The organism is Halodesulfovibrio sp., assembly GCF_025210605.1.
Classification (GTDB): Bacteria; Desulfobacterota; Desulfovibrionia; order Desulfovibrionales; family Desulfovibrionaceae; genus Halodesulfovibrio.
In genome coordinates this window covers 13,426-34,283 of the sequence record NZ_JAOARI010000032.1, presented here as the reverse complement: position 1 = coordinate 34,283, position 20,858 = coordinate 13,426, and the positions used below count along the sequence as shown (strand labels likewise).

The window sequence follows — 20,858 nt, the reverse complement described above, 5'->3', positions numbered from 1 at the left end:
GACTAACTCTCCTCTAAGAAAGATTGGGCGACTCGTACAGCAGATACAGCATCTTCAGAATAGCCATGTGCGCCGATAGTGTCTGCAAACGCAGCTGTTACCACCGCGCCGCCGATCATTACCTTCACATCATCCATGCCACGTTCTTTGAGTAATTCTAGTGTATCTTCCATGCGTACCATAGTCGTCGTCATTAACGCAGAAAGACCAATAATCTTTGCACCGTGTTCTTCAGCTGCATCAACAATGGTTTCTGCTTTCACGTCTTTGCCAAGGTCAACCACATCAAACCCGTGGTTACCCAGCATTAAGCAAACAATATTTTTCCCGATATCATGAATATCACCTTCAACTGTTGCCATTATTACTTTTGGACGAACAGTTGCCGCGGCATCTTTTTCAAGCAGCGGACGCAGCAAAGAAAAGCCATGCTGCATAGTTTCAGCCGAACGAAGCAGTTGGGGTAAGAAGTACTCTTTACGCTCATACTTCATCCCTACTTCTGTGATAGCCGGAATAAGCATTCCGTTAACAACTTCAAACGGCTCGATATTATTTTCTAATTCTTTTTTAATCAGACCGATAACGGCGTCTTTATCACCCTTAACAACCGCATCAAAAACAGTTGTTGCTGCACTGCTGGAAACAGAACCACCAGCAACGACAGTACCTGCGCCAGATTTCCACTCAGTGAAACCGGCAATAAAGCTTGCCGCATTTTCGTCACGTCCCATCAACACTTCAGCTGCAGCCAATGTCTCACAAATCTGCGGGTTGCCAGGGTGTGCGATGCAGGAACTTAACCCTTTAGCCACAGCCATGGCAAGGAATGTACCGTTGAGCAACGGTCTTGCCGGTAAGCCGAATGAAATATTGGAAAGCCCGATAGTGGTCGGCAAACCAAGCTTTGTACAGTACTCTACTGTGTCCAAGCAAGCCAACGCAGCTTCTGGTTTAGAAGATACTGCAAGTGCAAGCACATCAACGATAACAAGACGCCGCGGAATGTCGAGCGCGTCGATTTTTTCTAACATGTCATCAATGATTGCTATACGGTCTTTAGCAGCAACAGGGAGCTTACTGCCTGTCAACGGCAGCATAATAAAAGGCGCACCATATTTTTTGCACAAAGGCCCAAGGCGGTCGAGACGCCCTTCTTCACCACTGATAGAGTTCACCAGTGAAGAAGCAGGATATACCTTTAAGGCAGCTTCAACAGCATCCATATTGGATGAGTCAATGGACAATGGTACGGGGAATTGTGAAACAAGTTTACCGAGTAATTCCGGTAAAATTTCTGTCTCATCAACCATTGGAGCACCTACGTTCACGTCAAGCACAGGCGCGCCACAGTCCAATTGCTCCTGTGCAAACATCAAAGCAGAGGTAAGCTGCCCACTCTGTAATTCTGCAATAAGCTGTTTTTTCCCTGTAGGGTTTATGCGCTCACCAATAATACGTGTAGGTGATGTGATGCCAAAACGAACAGCTTGAGAACGGGATGTCAGACAGAAGCAATCAGTTTCACGAAGAACTGGTTTTGCAGTCAAATCTGCCACTGCCGCGGCGAGCGCTGAGATATGTTCAGGGGTAGTGCCGCAACAGCCGCCAAGGCAGCGCGCACCCATTTCAGCAAACACTTTAGTTTGTGTTGCGAATGACTCAGGATCGAGGCGGAATACTGTACTGCCGTCTTCATCCAGTTCTGGGAGACCAGCATTAGGCATGACCAACACAGGCACAGTTGAATAATCAAGCATCTCCTGAACAACAGAGACCATCTGCTCAGGTCCTGCACTACAGTTGGTTGCAACAAAATCGACACCCATGTTAAGCATGGTTTCGACAAAAACTTCAGGGGAGGAACCGGTTAATGACATGCCGTTTTCAAACGTCATGGATGCACCCACGGGAAGATCACAGACTTCACGCACAGCAACCACTGCCGCACGAAGCTCTGCTACATCAAAGTGAGTTTCACAAATAACAAGATCGATGCCGCCCTCAACCAGCCCTGTGATCTGGTCTTTGTACGCATCAACCAATTCAGAAAATTCAAGATCACCCAGCGGGCGCAAAAAATGTCCAGTTGGTCCGACACTGCCAGCCACATACACTTCTCGACCGGATTCTACAGCGGCGCGCTTTGCCGCAGCAGCCATTTCACGGTTGAAACCAACAACATCCATACCTTCCGGCAACTTGAACGAAGTTCCACCGAACGTATTTGTGGTAAGAACAGTGGCACCGGCACGGGCATAGTCACAATGCACACCCTGTAACACCTCAGGGTTTGACATACACCAGACTTCCGGACTTACACCGGCAGTCAACCCGCGTGCTTGCAGCATTGTTCCCATTGCACCATCGAAAAATATAAACTCACCAGAAGATAAGGCACTACGAAAATCAGCCACAAACAACTCCTAAAACATATCCAAAGGGTATAATAATCGCCACACAGGACGCTAGAACACTATGTAAAGAAAGTATTGCTCTACTGAAAAACATTGAAAAGAACAAACAAAAACTATATGCTTTGTTATTGGTAAATAGCACGCATTCACACGGTTAACCAGACGTAGATACTTGCCACAAACAAGGTCTATGCCAAGCTATAAGGGTAAAAGATAAAAACAGGATTATGACCAAATCTACAAATAACACTAAGAATTCCCTCAAAGAGACAACAGTTGCTGACGTCGAACTTCTTGATGTAGAAGACTCCGACAACGAGGAAAACTTAGATATTGATCCTGTTATCGATATTTCTGACGAAGACGAAAGCGAAAAAGAAGTAGTTGATACCCTACCGGTATTTGTTGATAAAAGTGCCACAGCGCGAACACGGTCTACTGATTCTTTAAGCATGTATTTGCGTGAAATCAGCAAATTTCCAATGCTTAAACCAGATGAAGAATTTGAACTTGCCAAACGTGTTCAGGAGCATAATGATTCTGATGCAGCCTTCCGTCTTGTTTCCTCCCACCTTCGTCTCGTTGTAAAAATCGCAATGGACTTCCAACGTCGTTGGATGCAAAACGTTCTTGACCTTATTCAGGAAGGAAACGTTGGTCTAATGCGAGCTGTAAACAAATTCGACCCTGACAAGGGCATTAAATTTTCCTATTATGCATCCTTTTGGATTAAAGCGTATATCCTTAAATTTATTATGGATAACTGGAGACTTGTCAAAGTTGGAACAACACAGGCGCAGCGAAAACTTTTTTACAATTTGAATAAAGAACGTCAGCGCCTTATTTCTCAGGGGTTCGACCCTGACGCTGCAACATTGTCGAAGAAGCTTAATGTATCAGAAGAGCAAGTTGTGGAAATGGAGCAACGGCTCGACGCTTCTGACATGTCATTGAACATTCCTGTTGGTGATGACGCAGGCGGGGCAACTCGCATGGACTTTCTTCCTGCGCTTGGTCCGGGTATTGAAGATGTTCTTTCCGACCACCAGATGGCGGAAATGCTGACACAAAAAATTAATCAGATTGAACACACATTTAACGAAAAAGAACTTGAGATTTTGCACAAACGGTTATTATCCGATGATCCAGTCACGCTGCGAGAGATTGGTGAACAATTTGGAATAACCAGAGAACGAGTCAGGCAAATTGAAGCGCGGTTGCTGCAAAAGATTCGCGATCATTTATTTAAGGAAATTAAAGATTTTTCCAAAGATTGGATTCAGCGCTAGGGGTACTTACAACCCCAAACTTCTATCCCAAATATGGATTTTTATTATGCGTACAAATAACAAACGCCTACGTTCTGTTATCGTGTCCTGCTGCGCACTGCTCGTCTCCGGATGTGCTGCAAACATGCCTGAACCGCAGGCTGCATTGCCTCACGTACTTAACAAAGAAGCTGCAACCACCTATCACTATTTACTGTTTGAAGAAGCTACAAGACAAAACGACCACAGCAGCGCCGAGGATGCGTTATCCAATCTTCTCAAGCTATCGCCGCCAATTGAAGTGTATCTTGAGGCTGTTAATTTTTACCTTCGCACAAACAAGCCGATTACCGGACGAAAAATAGCCACACAAGGTATCAAAAACTTTCCAAAGAATTTTCAGCTCGTGCTGCTTAAAGCAGAATCATATCGACTTGAAAACAAACTGGAAAAAGCCGTCGGAGTTCTCCGAACCTATTTAGAAGCGAACCCACAATCCGACGACGCTATTCGCGCTATTGGTCTACTCTATTTTGATAGCGGGAAATTCCCAGAAGCAGTTGACGCGTTCCGCGAAAGTGCCGAGTCCCTACGCACACCTGTCACTCGCCTCTATCTTGCAAAAGCACTTATTCAGCTGAAAAAATATGATGATGCTGAAAAAGAGCTTATAACTGCAACAGAACAGAAAGCCACTTTGCTTGAAGCATGGTCAGAGCTGGCAAGACTCTATGAGTTAAAACAAGATTACGTGCTTGCAGAGCAAGCATATGAGCAGCTCATTACAGTAGACACTTCAAATGAGGTCAGCTGGTTGCGCCTTATCAATTTGAACCTGAAATTGAACCACCCTGCAAAGGCTCTTGAGCTTGTGCAAATTGGACCTACTTCTAAGGAATTCACAATTGAAGCCGCAACTATCTTTATCAGCGAGGGGTTCTATAAAGAAGCCCAAACAATGCTGGAACCATTTGCGGAAAACAATCATCCAGTAGAAGTTTTCTTCCACCTTGCTCTTATCGCTTTCGAATACGAAAAAGATTTAAACAAGGCACTTAAACTACTTAATAATATTCCACAAAATCACCCTAGCTGGATAAAAAGCTTAGAATTCCGAAGTCGAATTTTATACCAACTCGGAAAAACGGATGAAGCCATAGGCTTGGTACAATCTGCGCGTGAACGCGACCCTCAAAGCCGTTTTTTACTTGAGCTCGAAACAGAACTGCTTATGGCAGCAAAGCGACAAGCAGATGCTTTGAAAACTGTAAACTCTGCCCTTGCTATCTGGCCGAACGATCAAGAATTATTGTTTACCAAAGGTTCTATCTACCACGCTATGGGCAATCAGACACGCGCCCTTGAAGTCATGGAAGAAGTAATCAGCCGCGACCCTGAATACTTTAAAGCACTCAACTTTGTCGGCTATACTCTTGCCGAAATGGGAAAAGATTTAGATCGCGCGTTAGTTTTGGTTCGCACCGCTGCCACTCTTGCACCGGGACAGCCATATATTCTTGATTCGTTAGCGTGGGTTTATTTTTTACGTGAAGACTACAAAAACGCATGGACATATATTACACAAGCCGTAACTCTTGGTACAAATGATCCAACCATTTTGGAACATTACGGTGACATTGCCAAACAGCGAGGCAATAAAGCCGAAGCCAGAAAGGGCTACAAAAAAGCTTTGAAAAGCCACAGCAATCCTGCGTTGATCCGAAAAAAACTCAAGGACTTATAAATGAAAAAACTGCTTCGTCTAGCATCTGTAGTTTTTTGTTTATTGTTTTTAAGCGCTTGTGCACAACATGCACCACAGATACGCATAGACCAGCAGGCATCGCAAATAGAGGCAGAGCAAGTATGGGCTACGTACCGTGCAGCAGCAGAAAGCAGAAATCCCAGTGATCCTTTCAGCCTCAGCACATCATTCCGCTTTAAAACACCAGATTCCAGTAGCCGTGCCTCACTTCGCATATGGGGTAACGGTAACGACCCTGTCCGTATTGATATTCTAGGCCCATTCGGCTCAGTTATAGCCGGTTTGCGCGTCAGCAGTTCACGTTCTATTATTTATGAACCGGACAACAAACGCGCAGTGTACTCAAACTCCGGTCAGGAATTATTTGTACGACTGGGGTTATCTGTGCCAATATCTGTTCAAGACATTGTTGCTTTACTCCGTGGAAATTATACAAAATTATTCCCAGCAGTCTACGACACTGCCTACGTTGAGAGTGATACCAATATTGCGTATACATTCTCTGGACAGAGTAACAGAAGTTCGTCACCAAAGTTGACGAACGGAGTTCTTGTCTTAAATAAACAGGGACATCCTATTGTCTGGGAGCGAAAAGACAAGTCCATGTCTATTTCTTTTGAAAATTATGATAATGGATTACCTGACAAAATTAGAGTGATTGCCGGAACTGAACGCAGTGCATTATTTTTAATTAAAGACCGCACGAAACCGGCAACACGTTTTACGCAAAAAGCCTTAGAGCTTACGTTGCCCCCGGACACAAAAGTTACACCAATGCAGTAATCTATTGTATGACTTTTTACTGTCGACGCTGGCAGGGCAACGGTAAAAGAACATAACAATGCTTAGGCATTGAAAACTACACGAGGAAATCATGTCTGACACTTCCGCACCTGAAAAAGAGAAATCTATCTTTGCAAACCTTTGCTTTGGTCTGACCGTTTGGAAGCAGAACATAAAACGCATGTTTTCTGACATTCTTCATTCTTTTGAGATAAAGCAACTTGAAAAGCGCTTGGAGCAAGAGTATGCAGCTCTCGGCAAGGTGACATCATACCACCTTGAAGAAAATGAAGAGAAACCTGCAGTTCCTTCTTTTGAAATGACCAGCGCTGCAAAGCAAATTGCTTTTCTTAAAGAAGAAATTGCACGACTCAAAGAAGTACATAACCAAGACGCATAAATCGGCAAACACGCCGTCAGTAACATAGAGGTAACAATGTCTAAAAAAGTATTTATCGGCGCGGATCATGGTGGCTTTTCTCTTAAAGTTGTCATCGTAGAATACCTTACTAAAAAGGGATACGATGTCGAAGATCTGGGCTGTTACTCTACCGAAAGCACAGACTACCCGATGTACGCCGAAAAAGTGTGTGCAAAGGTTCTTGAAGAAGATGCACTGGGTATTCTCATTTGTGGAACCGGCATCGGTATGTCTATGGCTGCCAACCGTATTCCGGGCATTCGTGCAGCTCTTGCCACTAACGAGTTCCACGCACGCCTCACCCGCCAGCACAACAACGCAAACGTACTCTGTCTTGGCGAACGAGTTACCGGTCCAGGTGTTGCCGTAAACCTTGCTGAACTTTTCCTCGAAACCGAATTTGAAGGCGGTCGTCACCAGCGCCGTATTGACCAATTCGACAAAGCGTAGAAGGAAACCTACGACCATGCAGCTTTACAATACTCTGACACATAAGAAAGAGACTTTTACTCCTCTTACCGAAGGCAAAGTAAATATGTATGTATGCGGCATCACCGCGTACGATCTTTGCCATATTGGTCATGCCCGATCCGCAGTGGTATTTGATGTTCTCGTTCGTTACCTTCGCAGCACTGGTCTTGACGTTTTGTTCGCGCGTAACTTCACTGACGTTGATGATAAAATCATTAAACGCGCCAACGAAGAAGGTTTAACCAGCAAGGAAGTTGCAGAAAAGTACATCCAGACATTCTACGAAGACATGGATACACTTAATATTCTACGCGCTGACCTTGAGCCAAAATGTACAGAACACATTGATGACATGGTCACAATGTGTGAGAAACTTATCGCAAAAGGCAAAGCCTACTCAACGCCATCTGGCGATGTTTACTTCCGTGTCCGCGAGTTTAAGGACTACGGCAAACTTTCTGGACGCGATGTTGATGATATGCGCTCCGGCGCACGCATTGCTCCTGATGATGAAAAAGAAGATCCGCTTGATTTTGCTCTGTGGAAAAGCGCAAAACCGGGAGAGCCTTCTTGGGAAAGCCCTTGGGGCGCAGGTCGTCCGGGCTGGCATATTGAATGTTCAGCTATGAGCCATCGTCACATGCCACAGCCGCTGGACATCCACGGCGGCGGATTAGACCTTATTTTCCCGCATCATGAAAATGAAATTGCACAGAGTGAAGCTGCAAACGAAACAGAAATGGCTCGTTACTGGGTTCACAACGGTTTTGTACAAATTGACTCTGAGAAGATGTCCAAATCTCTTGGCAACTTCAAAACCATTCGTGATATTCTGGAATCGTACCTTCCAGAAGTTCTGCGATTCTTCTTGCTGACAAAGCACTACCGCAGCCCGATTGACTTTAGTTTTGTTGCCATGGATGATGCAGAAAAAAGCATCAAACGCATTTATGAAACCAAGCTGGCTGTATCGAATGAACTCAACAAATCCAAGTGGAGCAAAGCAGCTCTGCCGGAAGATGTTGTAAAAGAATACGAAGACCAGAGTGCGGCATTTGACGCTGCTATGGCTGACGATATGAACACCGCCGGTGCAACTGGTCATATTTTCAGTATCGTTCGTCTTATGAACCGCATAATGGAAGATAAAGGCATGCGTAAAAGCGAAGGTGCTAAAACCTTGTTCGAACGCTTTACGACTGATCTTACAAAATGGAGCGAAATCCTCGGTCTGTTCGGTCTTGATGCAGAATCTTTCTTGCATGAGCTTAAGGTCAAACGTGCTACACGCAAAAACATCTCTATTGATGCTATTGAAGAACTCATGGTGCAGCGCCTCGAAGCTCGCAAAAACAAAGACTTCGAAGCTGCCGACACCATTAGAGGAAAACTTACCGATCTGGGCGTAGATGTACGAGATACACCTACCGGCCCAGTATGGGACGTACTATAATTATGAAAAAAGCACTGCAACATTATCAAACAATACAATCCACTCCATTTTGGAAAAATCTTTTGTGCGCTTTTGTTGCAGTGCTTATTGTTCTTCTTCCGCCTGTTCATCTTGCAAAAGCCAATATTATGGATACGTTCGGTAATTTTGGTGTAAAGGATGAAGTTGAGCTTGGCAAAAAATTCAGCGTTCTTGTTAAGTCTCGAATGCCGATTATTGAAGACCCAGAGATTGTTTCTTACGTCAGGGGTCTTCTCGATAGAATCAAAAAAAATATTCCTCCTCAGCCATTCCCATTTGAAATTAATGTTGTCGTAGATGACACCCTGAACGCATTTGCGGTTCCGGGTGGATATGTGTTTGTTAACACAGCAATGCTGCTGGAGCTTGAACATGAGTCTGAACTGGCTGGTGTTCTTTCTCACGAACTTGCTCACATTACACAACGCCACATTGCTAAACGCATTGAGAAATCACAAAAAGTACAGATTATGAGCCTTGTGGGAATGCTCGCTGGGGCTGTACTTGGTGCAACCACAGGTGCAGGGTCCGACATTACCAGTGGACTCATCACTGGCTCTATGGCTGCGAGCCAAGCTGCCTTACTTAGTTACAGCAGGGATGACGAACGTGAAGCTGACCAAATGGGACTTATCTACCTCACTGAGGCAGGTTACAATCCTATCGGATTAGCAAGCAGCTTTGAAAAAATCCGCCGACGCAAATGGGAATCCGGTTCTAATATGCCGACCTACATGTCGACTCACCCTGCCGTAGAAGAACGCCAAGATTACCTTGCTGACCGTGTTGCTTCTCTACCGCAAGAGCTTCAAAACCGCCCAGAAGATGATGAACGATTTAGGCGTGTACAGACGCTGGTGCGTTCACAGTATACTGATCCTAACATTGCGCTTGCCTACTTTTCTAAACAAGAAAAAACACCTCTTATTTATATGGGGTTAGGAATTGCTGCTGCCAGAGTTAACAAGGTAAAAGAAGCTGCTGCACACTTTGAAAAAGCCCTGAAAGGAGCTCCGAAAGACTATCTGATTCTCCGAGAAGCAGGTAGGTTCCATTACACTAAGGGCGATACCAACAAAGCTATTTTCTTACTTCAAAAAGCCGCCGTCAGAAATCCTGAGGATCTCATGACACTTTTTTTCTATGCGCGCCTCCTCAATGACAAAGGTGATGCAGACGCGGCTGCCAACTACTACCAAAAAATATTAAAAACACTTCCTGAAGATTCTGAAGTACACTTTTTTTATGGCAAAATGCTCGGTCAAAATGGCGATCAATTTAGCGGACATCTCCACCTTGCTTACAGTGCCTTGTACCGCAACGACGCTAAGAAAACAGCATATCATATCAAAAAAGCCGAAGCACTTGCTACTAATCAGAAGCAGACAGATTCAATTAAGCTGATAAAAAAACAGCGCGACGAACGAGCTGCATACTGGCAATAATCATTTTCTTTTTGCCGTTAAATTTAAGGGCAAAAACGTACCCTACTCTTTCTGAATAACTTCGATTCATATTCGACAAGCATAATATAAGGACTAGTTATGGAACTTCGTGGAACAACAATTCTGGCAGTAAAAGACGCTAACGGTGTTGCAATGGCTGGTGACGGGCAGGTAACACTTGGTCAATCTATTGTTATGAAGCATCAGGCGCGCAAAGTACGCCGCATTTACCGCGAAAAAGTTATCGCTGGCTTTGCCGGTGCTACAGCAGACGCTTTTACATTATTTGAACGTTGCGAAGCTAAGCTTGAAGAGTTTGGCGGCAACCTTTTGCGTGCATCTGTCGAAATGGCAAAAGACTGGCGCTCTGACAAGTACCTGCGCAAACTTGAAGCTATGCTTATTGTTGCAGACGCAGAATATGTTTTCATTATCAGCGGTAACGGCGATGTGATCGAGCCTGATGACAATATTGCGGCGATTGGCAGCGGCGGAGCATACGCTCTTGCAGCAGCGCGTGGTATGAAACGTCACAGCGACATGGGCGCTGAAGACGTTTGTCGAAACGCCATGGCAATTGCTTCAGAAATTTGTGTATTTACCAACGATAACCTCACGGTTGAAACAATCACCGCCTAACATGTCTTTAGCACAACCAGAATCAGTCATGCTGCGTGCGGGGTGCAAAATAAACTTGCACTTAGAAATTACTGGTGTTCGGGAGAACGGGTATCATGAACTTGATACCCTCTTCTTTCCCCTACCGGAACCATATGACACCATAACTATTGCCAAAGCGCCCGCAAACACCGGTCTTAACCTCAGGTGTCCTGCTATTTCCATCCCCACGGAAAAAAACATTATATACAAAAGCTGGGAAAAATATGCTGCTGCAACAGGATGGAGGCCTGACCTCAACGTTGCTGTAGAAAAAGGCATACCTGATGGTGCAGGATTAGGTGGTGGCAGCTCCGACGCTGCTGTCATGCTAAACTATCTTAATAAATATAGCCCGAACAAACTCACGCCAGAAAGTTTAAATACTCTTGCAGTAACTATCGGAGCAGATGTTCCCTTCTTTCTGAACAACGTTCCTGCACATGCAACGGGCATAGGTGACATATTATCACCATCAAATATTTCACTCGCTGGATACTCACTTGTGCTTATTTGTCCGGAAATCAGCATATCTACCCCTTGGGCGTTTGATGCATGGGATAAAACAATACTTGGCAACAATGCTGACAATAATCCGAAAGAAATCTTGACAAGTACCACATCAAAAGATAGAAAGCACTCCTCTCGTGCCTTGTGGCTTTTTAATAGTTTTGAAGTGGTGGTATACTCGGCCTTTCCGAAGCTGCGGGCGTACAAAGAAAAACTTATGAGCTTTGGCGCTGAAGGCGCTGTCATGAGTGGAAGCGGTTCTAGCATCTTTGCTTTGTATCGAGAGATGGAACAGGCTAAACGTGCTGCAACAGCCTTACAGGCTGAAGGCGTTGCCACATATCTCCACCACCTGTAAATACTGGGACGTAGCCAAGTTGGTAAGGCATCGGGTTTTGGTCCCGACATCCGCGGGTTCGAGTCCTGCCGTCCCAGCCATCTACTTTACAGGTAACAAACTATAACCCCAATATGGTACCATGAACGGCGATCTAAAAATCCTCACCGGCTCTTCCAATCCTGCGTTGGCAGAAGCAATCTGTAGCCACTTAGGCTGCGAGCTTACTCCAACCCTTTGTGAAACTTTCAGCGATGGCGAATGCCGCATCGAGATCGGTGCAAATGTACGAGGCGACGACGTTTTTGTTGTTATGTCTACGTCTGCACCTGTTAACGACAACCTCATGCAGCTTTGCCTTATGCTTGACGCTCTTAAACGCGCAAGCGTCGGCCGTGTGACTGCAGTTGTTCCTTACTACGGATACGCACGTCAGGATCGCAAAGTAGCTCCTCGTGCGCCTATCAGTGCTAAAGTTGTCGCGGACTTCCTGACTACTGCAGGTATGGACCGCCTTGTAACCGTAGATCTTCACGCTGGTCAGATTCAGGGCTTCTTTGATGCTCCAGTAGACAACCTCTACGCTGCTCCAGTAATGCTTGATCGTCTTCGTGGCATCCAGAGTGAAAAAGGTGAAATCGTATTGGTTTCTCCTGATGCTGGCGGTGTTGAACGTGCGCGTGCTTACGCTAAACGTCTCAACGCTGGTCTCGCAATCATTGATAAACGTCGTGACAAGCCAAATCAGGCTCAAGCTATGCACGTTATCGGTGACGTAAAAGATAAAATCGCCATCGTTGTTGATGATATGATCGATACCGCAGGCACCATGTGTGCAGCAGCGGGCGTTCTTATGAACAACGGTGCCAAAGAAGTTATGGCTTGTACCACTCACCCTGTTCTTTCCGGTCCAGCTATTGAACGTCTTTGTAATTCAGATTTCACAAAAGTTTTTGTTACCGATACTATTGAGCTCGGCGACAAAATTAATCAGTGCGATAAGCTCGAAGTCCTTTCTATTGCAGGTCTTCTTGCGAAAGCAATTCATAATATCCACACGGAATCCTCCGTCAGCGTTCTTTTTGTATAAAGAACGTATCTGCAGCGAGTGAAAAACCTCGTGGTGGAACCTCAAAGGAGTTATTAAATGTCAGATAAAATTACTTTTTCCGTTGAAAAACGTGAAGGTCTTGGTAAAGGCGCTAACCGTCAGCTTCGTGTAGCAGGCAAAGTTCCTGGTATCTTTTACAGCACTACCGGTGAAAACATCCCTGTAAAAATGGATGAAATGCCACTCGTAAAACTGTACGAAAAAGCAGGCCTTACCAATGTTATCTCTCTCGATATCGAAGGCGAAGTAAAAGAATGTCTCATCTGGAAACTTGAACGTCATCCGTTCAAAAACCGTCTCCAGCATGTTGACTTCTACGGTGTTGATGCAGACAAAGAAATCCGCATCAAAATTCCGGTTCGCGTTACTGGTTCTTCTAAAGGCGTAAAACTTGGTGGTCGTCTTGAAGAATACCGTCAGGTAATTACAGTAGCTGCTAAAGCAGCTGATATTCCTAACGAAGTTGTTGTTGATGTTACTGACTTTGACATCCACACTTCTCTCAAAGTTAGCGAAATTGAGCTTCCTGAAAACGTAACTGCTTACTACGATAACGACTTTAAAGTACTCGCAGTAGTACCAGGTCGGGGTTCTGCAAAAGCAGAAGAAGCAGAAGATTAAGCGAATTCCTAGTGAAATCGTTGGCCTCACGCTTCGGCATGGGGCCATTTCCTTTTTATTCGATTCACACAACAGGATAGCTATGAATATTTCCGGAGTAATCGTCGGCTTGGGAAATCCGGGTAAAGAATACACTAATACCCGCCATAACCTCGGCTTCATGGTTGCAGACCACCTGCTGGAAGATGCACAGCGTTTTACGCCCGATGCATGCTCTCCCCTTTCCATTGGAAAGAAAAAATATGATGCATGGAAATGCAGAATCGGCACATCCCGCGATTTTTGGCTTGTCATTAAGCCAATGACCTACATGAACCTTTCTGGCGAAGCCGTCGGTCATGCCTGTAAATACTTCGACATTTCCCCCGAACAGGTTGTTGTACTGCATGACGAACTCGACCTGCCACTTGGTCGGATGAAATTCAAAATCGGTGGCGGCCATGCTGGTCACAACGGATTACGCTCAATAGAACAACATCTTGGTAGCCGTAACTTCAACCGCATGCGACTTGGAATCGGCAAGCCCGAACATGGTTCTGTTTCAAACTACGTTCTCAACCGTTTTACTAAAGCAGAAACAGAGAATGTCGAAATGGTTCTTGAGGGTGCAAGAAAAGGTATTGAAGCGTTTGTTTCATCAGGTTTTGACGAAGCAGTCAAAATAACTAACGCCTTTAAGCTTCCCTAATTCTTCGATTAGATAACCATAGACTCTTAATGCGTATTGCGTTAGAGTGTGATTCGCGTTTCACGATGTAACGCAGATATTGCAAGGAGAATCGCTGTGTTCGCTCAGGATCAATTAGTAGTATACCCAGCTCAGGGTGTAGGCAAAGTAGAAAGAATCGAGACTCAGACTGTAGGCGGTACCGAGGCTGAATTCTACTTCATCCGTATACTGAGCAACAACGTGACCCTCATGGTACCAGTAATGACCGCTAGCAACGTGTTACGTCCTTTGTGTACCCATGAAGAGGGACTGGAACTGCTCAAATCTCTTGACGACCGCTCAGGATTTACCGGCTACACAGGGCAAAACTGGAACCGTCGCTACCGCGAATATTCCGACAAGCTTAAAAGTGGTGCTCTCGAAGACGTTGCATACGTTCTCAAAGAACTGCTCCTCATCGGAAAAGATAAAGAGTTGTCATTCGGCGAACGTCGTCTTCTGGAACAGGCAATGGGACTTATCACTCTTGAGATTGCCCATGCAACCGACACTACTCAGGAAGCTGTTCAAGAACAAATCGAAGAAATGTTTGCAGATGTAATTGCTGCACAAGAAAAAAAATAGTCACTCGTTCTTGTCATTTTTTTTCTGATACGCTATTTTCTTAACTATACGTTACACTTTTTCTTCAGTCCCCCTCTTTGGCATTGCTCAAATCATTGTCCTTCCTCGGGGGGCGTATTAAACATTTCCTAACTATGTCATCGGCTATGTATCATAGCTTCTCTATGTACGCACGTACATGTTCTATTCAAATTAAACCATTCCTTTGAGTCTATATGGCAACTAAAAAAGACGTCGAAGAAGCGAAGCAGGAAAGACCACGTCGGACAACATCCACACGGTCTACAACTCGAAAACGCAGAAGTCCTGCTGCTCCTCGTGGTGAAAAAACAAGAAGATCTCAAGCTCCTCAATTTACTCCAGATCCAAATGCTGACCCAAGCGAAGGTCTCAATCTTTCGGAACTCAAACGTAAGCCCGCAGCAGCGCTGATGGAACTTGCAAAAGAGTACGAAATTGAAAACCCAAGCAACATGCGTAAGCAAGAGCTTATTTTTGCTTTGCTTCAAAAATGTGCAGCACAGAATGGAGCCATTTTTGGCGAGGGCGTTCTCGAAATTCTTCCTGATGGTTTTGGTTTCTTACGCTCACCAATGTATAGTTACATGCCTGGGCCGGATGACATTTACGTTTCCCCTTCTCAAATTAGACGCTTTGGTCTGCGAAAAGGTGACGTAGTTTCAGGTCAAATCAGGCCGCCTAAAGAAGGCGAACGTTACTTTGCTCTACTCAGAGTGAACGAAATTGGTTTTGAGCCTCCTGAAAAATCCCGCAATCTTGTCCTCTTTGACAACCTCACTCCTATTTATCCAGAGCGTCAGCTCGTAATGGAAAATGGAAAAGAAAATCTCTCCGGCAGAGTCATTGACCTTATGGCTCCTATCGGCTGTGGACAACGCGGTCTGATCGTTGCGCCTCCACGTACAGGTAAAACTATCCTTCTTCAGTCATTAGCAAACTCTATTAACGCTAATAACCCCGATGTCTGTCTCATCATTTTACTTATTGATGAACGCCCTGAAGAAGTGACTGATATGGAGCGCACTGTAAAGAATGCAGAAGTAATCAGTTCTACTTTCGATGAACCACCACAGCGACATGTTCAAGTGGCTGAAATGGTACAAGAAAAAGCTAAGCGTCTTGTAGAACGTGGTAAAGATGTTGTTATCCTGCTCGATTCCATCACACGCCTTGGACGTGCATACAACGCGGTTACCCCATCCTCAGGTCGAGTTCTTTCTGGTGGTCTTGATGCTAATGCATTGCAGCGCCCTAAGCGTTTCTTTGGTGCAGCTCGTAACCTTGAAGAAGGCGGCAGCTTAACCATTATAGCTACTGCTCTCATTGATACTGGCTCCCGCATGGACGAGGTTATTTTCGAAGAATTTAAAGGCACTGGCAACCTTGATATCTATCTTGATCGCCACCTTGCTGAAAAACGTGTCTTCCCTGCAATTGACATCAATCGCACTGGTACTCGTAAAGAAGATTTACTCTTGGGTACAGAAATGCTTAATAAAATTTGGATTCTGCGCAAAATTCTTGCTCCTATGTCTACTATTGATAGCATGGACTTCTTGCTCGACAAAATGCGCAAAACCAAAAGTAATAACGAGTTCTTCATTTCTATGAATAAATAAGAACCAGTTTACACTACTTATAAAAAACCTCGCTCTGCGAGGTTTTTTTGTGCCCAATCATCAGTTCCCAGTTCCCAGTTCCCAGTTCCCAGTTCCCAGTTCCCAGTTCCCAGTTCCCAGAAAAACCTTTTAAGTTCACCTTATGTCAATGCCTATTACCTCACTAATTTTCAGTTATTGCACATAAAAAAAGACGCCATCTTTCATAGACAGCGTCTTTTCAACGTATATTACAAACTGAGAACTAGATTTCACGCTTGCGAATTGCAAGGGAGATACAGCATGCTGCGCCGCCCCAAGTTACGCCCAATCCAATTGCCATCATGATAATTGCTGAAGTAGTCATAATATATTCTCCTTACGCTCTATTAAGAATAATGCTGAAACTGTTTGTGAGACTCACGTTTTTGAAGGAATACTGCAACCGCAATTGCGAGAGGCAGAATAGACCAACCAAACATCACGAGGTCGGACATTGGGTAGCCGCCGTAAGGAACAGTGATCTTGTTGTAAAGGCTGGAAAGTAATGAGTAGCCAAGAACAAGAACTGTGATGATACGAAGACTGAATGCCCACAGCTTACCAACAGAAAAGTCTGAATGTACGTTAACATCGTTGCGAACTTCATCGAGTCCGATAACCCAACTCAGGAGCACAATTTCTACGAGCGCTGCAAAGAGTAAGCAGATGTTATTAATAAAGTGGTCAACGATGTCGAGAATCAACAAGCCTGCGCCTGTTGTAAACACAGCAGTCAAAGAAAAACCAATGATGCAAAGTGCGGTTACAACTTTCTGACGAGATGCGCCGAGCTTATCAATAACAGCCGAAGTAACAGCTTCTACAATAGAGATATGTGAGCTAACACCAGCCATTGTAAGACACAGGAAGAAGATAGTACCAAAGAACAACGGTGCTGGCATTGTGTTGATTGCAGCTGGAATAGTGATAAAAGCAAGCCCTACACCCGCACCAGCAACATCAGAAACAGCCTGTCCTGTGGAATGTGCCATGCTGCCAAGTACAGAGAATATCATGATACCTGCAAGCATGGAGAAGCCACAGTTAATAAATACAGTCATTGCTGCGTTGTTACAAATATCTGCATTTTTAGGCAGGTAGCTTGAGTAGGCGATCATGATTCCAAAGCCGATAGACAAAGAGAAGAAGATCTGACCATATGCAGCCGCCCAAACACTAAAGTCTGTAAGCTTAGAAAAATCTGGAGTGAAAAGAAAATCAAGTCCAACAGTTGCACCTGGAAGTGTAATAACACGGCCAATAAATACCAGCACAAGCGCAAAAAGAAGTGGAATCAACACCTTACAAGCACGCTCAATACCACCGCGAATACCGGAGTTACAAGCAAGCCATGTTAAGCCCCATGTTAAGGCACAAGCGCCAAAAATAGGCCAGCGAATTCCACCAAGCTCTGTTGGAGAAGAGGTAAGTCCAAGGTACTCACCAAAGAAAAATCCTTTAGTATCAGCACCCCAAGCGCCGTCAAAAGCGAATCCAAGGTAGTTGATAGTCCAACCGATTACGGCTGCGTAGTACACTGCAATAATTGCGGCGATGACAATCTGCACCCATCCGAGCCATTCATATTTTGCGTTAACCGCAGCGAGAACCTTTGGTGCTGAACCTTTATATTTATGTCCAAGACCAAATTCCATAATCATAAATGGAATACCTGCGGTCAGCAGCGCAAAAATGTACGGAATAAAAAATGCGCCACCACCGTTTTCGTACGCCATGTACGGAAAACGCCAAATGTTACCCAAACCAATAGCAGAACCTACAGCAGCAAGAATGAATCCCGCACGGGACCCCCACTGTTCACGATTTTCCATAACAACACCTCGACTAATTTTGACTCATATCGGCGACTGCAACTTTCAGCAGATTTAACATTACAATTTGAAGAATACAGAAGCAACAGACGATATTTTAATGGAATCGTCGGGATGCTAAATCTCAAATTTGTAAAAATGCAACCTGTTCTCGTTGTTCACCTTCCCATTCGTTACGTCCGAAGTACGTCCAGATCACAAAAATGTCTACACTTTTCTTACAGAATTGTTCAACCGAATTTGCCAAAATTGAATATTTGCTCATTAACATATTGTTTTTTCATTTATATCAATATTTTCAGGTATAATAAAAAAGTTGGTATACCTATTCTGACGTTTAACTAAAATGTAGATTTTATATACCGAAAAGCATTGCTTAATTCACTCACATTACAGGGTATAAGTTTATGTTTTGAGTAGGTGCTCAGTATTGACAGGTTGCCCCTCTCGTGAGAACTTTCAGTGCTTTTAGTATTACTTTCACGACACTCTATTCAGGAGAGATGTATGTTTACTGATAATTCTCATCGTGAAGAGCTTGATGCCCTTCTTGCAGACTGGACTGAATCTGAAGCCAACACCAAGGCAGCTTTTACTGAATACAAAGACTTACTGCTTTCTTTTGAAGGAATCAGTCTCTCCTTTAAGGGCAGACCTGGTGTAAGCTATTCTTTGCGTGCTAAGCACAGCAACCAAACTGAGCGTGATCTTTTTGTTCTTGTAGACATCATTGATGACGACCCAGCTGACCGTTGGCTTTCTGTTTGCTTCTACGCAGACATGATTAACGATGCCGATGAAGTTGGCGACTGGGTTCCGGGCGGGCTAATGGGAGAAGACGCATGCTGCTTCAACCTCGACGAAGACGACGCCGAAATGCGCGCATACATTAAAGACAGAATTGCTGACGCATACAACAGCGCCAAAAAGTAGTTTTCCAGAGTATACTAATAAAAAAAGCGGAGCCTAAAAATAGGCTCCGCTTTTTTTATTTATTGCAAAGGCTGGTTACATAAAGTCAGGGTCAATTGCAGCCCCACCGTCAGCCAATGAAATTTTAAGGTATTGAAGAGTACGGCTATCAACTGGCACGATCGGGAAAAGCTTCTCGCACGCATCACAACGCTCAATTGATGGTCGTACAGCACCTATAAGCGGTACCTTACGCCCACAATGAGGACATGGGTAAAAGAAAATTACTTCCATTCCCACTGGCTTAACCGGAGCAATCGGCTTCTGTGAATTACTCATGCTTAGTCCTTACTAATAAGGCTTTTTCCATTCATGGCAGCAGGCTGTTCAATATCCCACATATCGAGAATTGTTGGAGCAATGTCACCCAAGATGCCTTCTTCACGAAGCTCCCAAGCCTTGTTTTCATCAAACACAACAAGAGGAACTGGGTTTGTAGTATGCGCTGTGTGAGTTTTGCCTTCAGCGTTACGCAGTTCTTCTGCGTTACCATGGTCGGCAGTAACAAGCGCCCTGCCACCACTCATGCGAACAGCATCAAGCACCTTGCCAACACACGTATCTACAGCTTCACATGCCTTAATTGCAGCATCAATAATACCTGTGTGTCCAACCATATCGAGGTTAGCAAAGTTACACACAATCATTGAGTACTCTTTTGAATTGATAGCAGTGACAAGCTTGTCAGTTACTTCTTCAACACTCATCTGCGGCTTCAAGTCATATGTAGCAACATCACGTGGAGAGCTGATAAGCTCGCGGTCTTCATTCTCAAAAGGCTCTTCACGTCCGCAGTTAAAGAAATATGTTACGTGAGCATACTTTTCTGTTTCCGCAATACGCAACTGCTTTACACCCTGCTTCGCAACAATCTCACCTAACGGATCCGGACAATCATCTTTCGCAAAAGCTACTGGCAGACCGAAAGATTTTTCATAGGAAGTCATGGATGCAAGCGCAGACAGTTTTGGAAACTCGCCGCGATTAAATTCAGCAAAATCTTCAGAACACATTGCCTGCGCAATTTGACGCATGCGGTCTGCTCTAAAGTTAAACATGAACACAGAATCACCATCTTTAATCGAAGTAGGCTCGCCGCCTTCTTCAATAATAGATGTCGGCACAAAAAATTCATCAGTAATATCGTTGTCGTAAGATTCCTGAATAACCTTCAATGGATCGGTAGCAACATTACCTTTACCGTGTACAAAACAATCCCATGCCAGCTGGTTGCGATCCCAGCGCTTATCTCGATCCATCGCATAGTAGCGACCAGAAATAGAGGCAATGCGTCCTGCGCCGATACGCTCAATTGCACTTTGAAGCTGTTTTACAAAATCCAATCCACTTGTAGGAGAAGTGTCACGACCATCGAGGAATACGTGCACACACACATCAACAGCAACAGCTTTTGCCATTTCAATCAATGCGATCAGGTGCCGGATATGACTATGAACGCCACCATCAGAAACAAGCCCCATCAAGTGAACAGTGCCACCCTTTGCTTTTGCAGATGTCATTACATCATTCAGAACAAGATTTTTCTGAAATTTGTTTTCTTCAAGTGCAACATCAATAAGCGTCATATCTTGGTACACTACTCGCCCAGCACCGATGTTCATGTGCCCAACTTCAGAGTTCCCCATAAACCCTTCTGGAAGTCCAACTGCACGACCAGAACATGCGAGGCGGGACGTAGGGTAATCGGCAACTAAGCGGTCAAGATTTGGTGTATTTGCAAGAGAAATTGCGTTTCCTTCGCCAGCTGGTGCAATGCCCCAGCCATCAAGAATCAGCAAAAGGGTTGGTGTCATGGTGT

Annotated in this window: 20 protein-coding genes and 1 tRNA gene; 16 read left to right on the top strand and 5 right to left on the bottom strand. The window is 44.6% G+C overall.

All coding sequences use genetic code 11. The features are described from left to right. Nucleotides 1-2: 2 nt before the first annotated feature. Nucleotides 3-2,417, bottom strand: a complete 2,415-nt coding sequence (locus N4A56_RS12440; RefSeq protein ID WP_295547708.1) for a homocysteine S-methyltransferase family protein — start codon at nucleotides 2,415-2,417, stop codon at nucleotides 3-5. A 227-nt stretch (nucleotides 2,418-2,644) separates the two neighbouring features. On the opposite strand from N4A56_RS12440, the gene N4A56_RS12435 reads away from it, so the two are divergent. The 15 genes from N4A56_RS12435 (at nucleotide 2,645) to rho (ending at nucleotide 16,214) form a co-directional block, all read left to right on the top strand. Further along, the gene (locus N4A56_RS12435) at nucleotides 2,645-3,706 is read left to right on the top strand and encodes an RNA polymerase factor sigma-32 (RefSeq protein WP_293669595.1); all 1,062 of its coding nucleotides are present in this window, start codon (nucleotides 2,645-2,647) and stop codon (nucleotides 3,704-3,706) included. 46 nt (nucleotides 3,707-3,752) lie between these two features. Next, nucleotides 3,753-5,429 (top strand): tetratricopeptide repeat protein, encoded by a 1,677-nt coding sequence (locus N4A56_RS12430; RefSeq protein ID WP_295547707.1) that lies wholly within the window; start codon nucleotides 3,753-3,755, stop codon nucleotides 5,427-5,429. Beyond that, the gene (locus N4A56_RS12425) at nucleotides 5,430-6,233 is read left to right on the top strand and encodes a hypothetical protein (protein ID WP_295547706.1); all 804 of its coding nucleotides are present in this window, start codon (nucleotides 5,430-5,432) and stop codon (nucleotides 6,231-6,233) included. It begins immediately after the preceding gene. Between the two features lie 91 nt (nucleotides 6,234-6,324). After that, a complete protein-coding gene (locus N4A56_RS12420; RefSeq protein ID WP_293669600.1) occupies nucleotides 6,325-6,633 on the top strand; it encodes a hypothetical protein in 309 nt (102 codons plus the stop codon). Between the two features lie 36 nt (nucleotides 6,634-6,669). Beyond that, on the top strand, nucleotides 6,670-7,104 hold the full coding sequence (gene rpiB / locus N4A56_RS12415; RefSeq protein ID WP_293669602.1) for a ribose 5-phosphate isomerase B: 435 nt from the start codon (nucleotides 6,670-6,672) through the stop codon (nucleotides 7,102-7,104). 16 nt (nucleotides 7,105-7,120) lie between these two features. Further along, complete coding sequence (gene cysS, locus N4A56_RS12410) at nucleotides 7,121-8,578, top strand: cysteine--tRNA ligase (protein WP_295547705.1); 1,458 nt, start codon at nucleotides 7,121-7,123, stop codon at nucleotides 8,576-8,578. A 2-nt stretch (nucleotides 8,579-8,580) separates the two neighbouring features. Then, nucleotides 8,581-10,044, top strand: a complete 1,464-nt coding sequence (locus N4A56_RS12405) for a M48 family metallopeptidase (RefSeq protein WP_295547704.1) — start codon at nucleotides 8,581-8,583, stop codon at nucleotides 10,042-10,044. 99 nt (nucleotides 10,045-10,143) lie between these two features. After that, nucleotides 10,144-10,683 (top strand): ATP-dependent protease subunit HslV, encoded by a 540-nt coding sequence (gene hslV, locus N4A56_RS12400; RefSeq protein WP_293669608.1) that lies wholly within the window; start codon nucleotides 10,144-10,146, stop codon nucleotides 10,681-10,683. A 1-nt stretch (nucleotide 10,684) separates the two neighbouring features. Beyond that, nucleotides 10,685-11,569 carry a 4-(cytidine 5'-diphospho)-2-C-methyl-D-erythritol kinase gene (gene ispE, locus N4A56_RS12395; RefSeq protein ID WP_295547702.1) on the top strand — a complete coding sequence of 295 codons (885 nt, stop codon included), beginning with the start codon at nucleotides 10,685-10,687 and terminating at the stop codon, nucleotides 11,567-11,569. 4 nt (nucleotides 11,570-11,573) lie between these two features. Then, nucleotides 11,574-11,649, top strand: a tRNA-Gln gene (locus tag N4A56_RS12390). 41 nt (nucleotides 11,650-11,690) lie between these two features. Then, nucleotides 11,691-12,638 carry a ribose-phosphate pyrophosphokinase gene (locus N4A56_RS12385; RefSeq protein ID WP_293669612.1) on the top strand — a complete coding sequence of 316 codons (948 nt, stop codon included), beginning with the start codon at nucleotides 11,691-11,693 and terminating at the stop codon, nucleotides 12,636-12,638. 57 nt (nucleotides 12,639-12,695) lie between these two features. Next, nucleotides 12,696-13,280, top strand: a complete 585-nt coding sequence (locus tag N4A56_RS12380) for a 50S ribosomal protein L25 (protein ID WP_293669614.1) — start codon at nucleotides 12,696-12,698, stop codon at nucleotides 13,278-13,280. A gap of 82 nt (nucleotides 13,281-13,362) precedes the next feature. Next, the gene (pth, locus tag N4A56_RS12375) at nucleotides 13,363-13,968 is read left to right on the top strand and encodes an aminoacyl-tRNA hydrolase (protein ID WP_293669615.1); all 606 of its coding nucleotides are present in this window, start codon (nucleotides 13,363-13,365) and stop codon (nucleotides 13,966-13,968) included. Nucleotides 13,969-14,064: 96 nt separating this feature from the next. Continuing rightward, the gene (locus tag N4A56_RS12370) at nucleotides 14,065-14,574 is read left to right on the top strand and encodes a CarD family transcriptional regulator (RefSeq protein ID WP_293669616.1); all 510 of its coding nucleotides are present in this window, start codon (nucleotides 14,065-14,067) and stop codon (nucleotides 14,572-14,574) included. A 215-nt stretch (nucleotides 14,575-14,789) separates the two neighbouring features. After that, nucleotides 14,790-16,214, top strand: a complete 1,425-nt coding sequence (gene rho, locus N4A56_RS12365) for a transcription termination factor Rho (protein WP_293669617.1) — start codon at nucleotides 14,790-14,792, stop codon at nucleotides 16,212-16,214. 244 nt (nucleotides 16,215-16,458) lie between these two features. Here the strand turns inward: rho and N4A56_RS12360 are convergent, their stop codons facing one another. After that, nucleotides 16,459-16,560, bottom strand: coding sequence for a MetS family NSS transporter small subunit (locus N4A56_RS12360; protein WP_293669619.1), 102 nt, complete (start codon nucleotides 16,558-16,560; stop codon nucleotides 16,459-16,461). A 22-nt stretch (nucleotides 16,561-16,582) separates the two neighbouring features. Next, entirely contained in the window at nucleotides 16,583-18,067 is a 1,485-nt protein-coding gene (locus N4A56_RS12355) for a sodium-dependent transporter (protein ID WP_295547697.1), read from the bottom strand. A 507-nt stretch (nucleotides 18,068-18,574) separates the two neighbouring features. Between N4A56_RS12355 and N4A56_RS12350 the strand changes: the two genes are divergently transcribed. Then, nucleotides 18,575-19,000, top strand: a complete 426-nt coding sequence (locus tag N4A56_RS12350) for a hypothetical protein (RefSeq protein WP_295547696.1) — start codon at nucleotides 18,575-18,577, stop codon at nucleotides 18,998-19,000. 75 nt (nucleotides 19,001-19,075) lie between these two features. Here the strand turns inward: N4A56_RS12350 and N4A56_RS12345 are convergent, their stop codons facing one another. Both N4A56_RS12345 and gpmI read right to left on the bottom strand, forming a co-directional pair. Then, nucleotides 19,076-19,318 (bottom strand): hypothetical protein, encoded by a 243-nt coding sequence (locus tag N4A56_RS12345; protein WP_295547694.1) that lies wholly within the window; start codon nucleotides 19,316-19,318, stop codon nucleotides 19,076-19,078. A gap of 2 nt (nucleotides 19,319-19,320) precedes the next feature. Further along, the gene (gene gpmI, locus N4A56_RS12340; protein WP_293669625.1) at nucleotides 19,321-20,853 is read right to left on the bottom strand and encodes a 2,3-bisphosphoglycerate-independent phosphoglycerate mutase; all 1,533 of its coding nucleotides are present in this window, start codon (nucleotides 20,851-20,853) and stop codon (nucleotides 19,321-19,323) included. Between the last annotated feature and the right edge of the window lie 5 nt (nucleotides 20,854-20,858).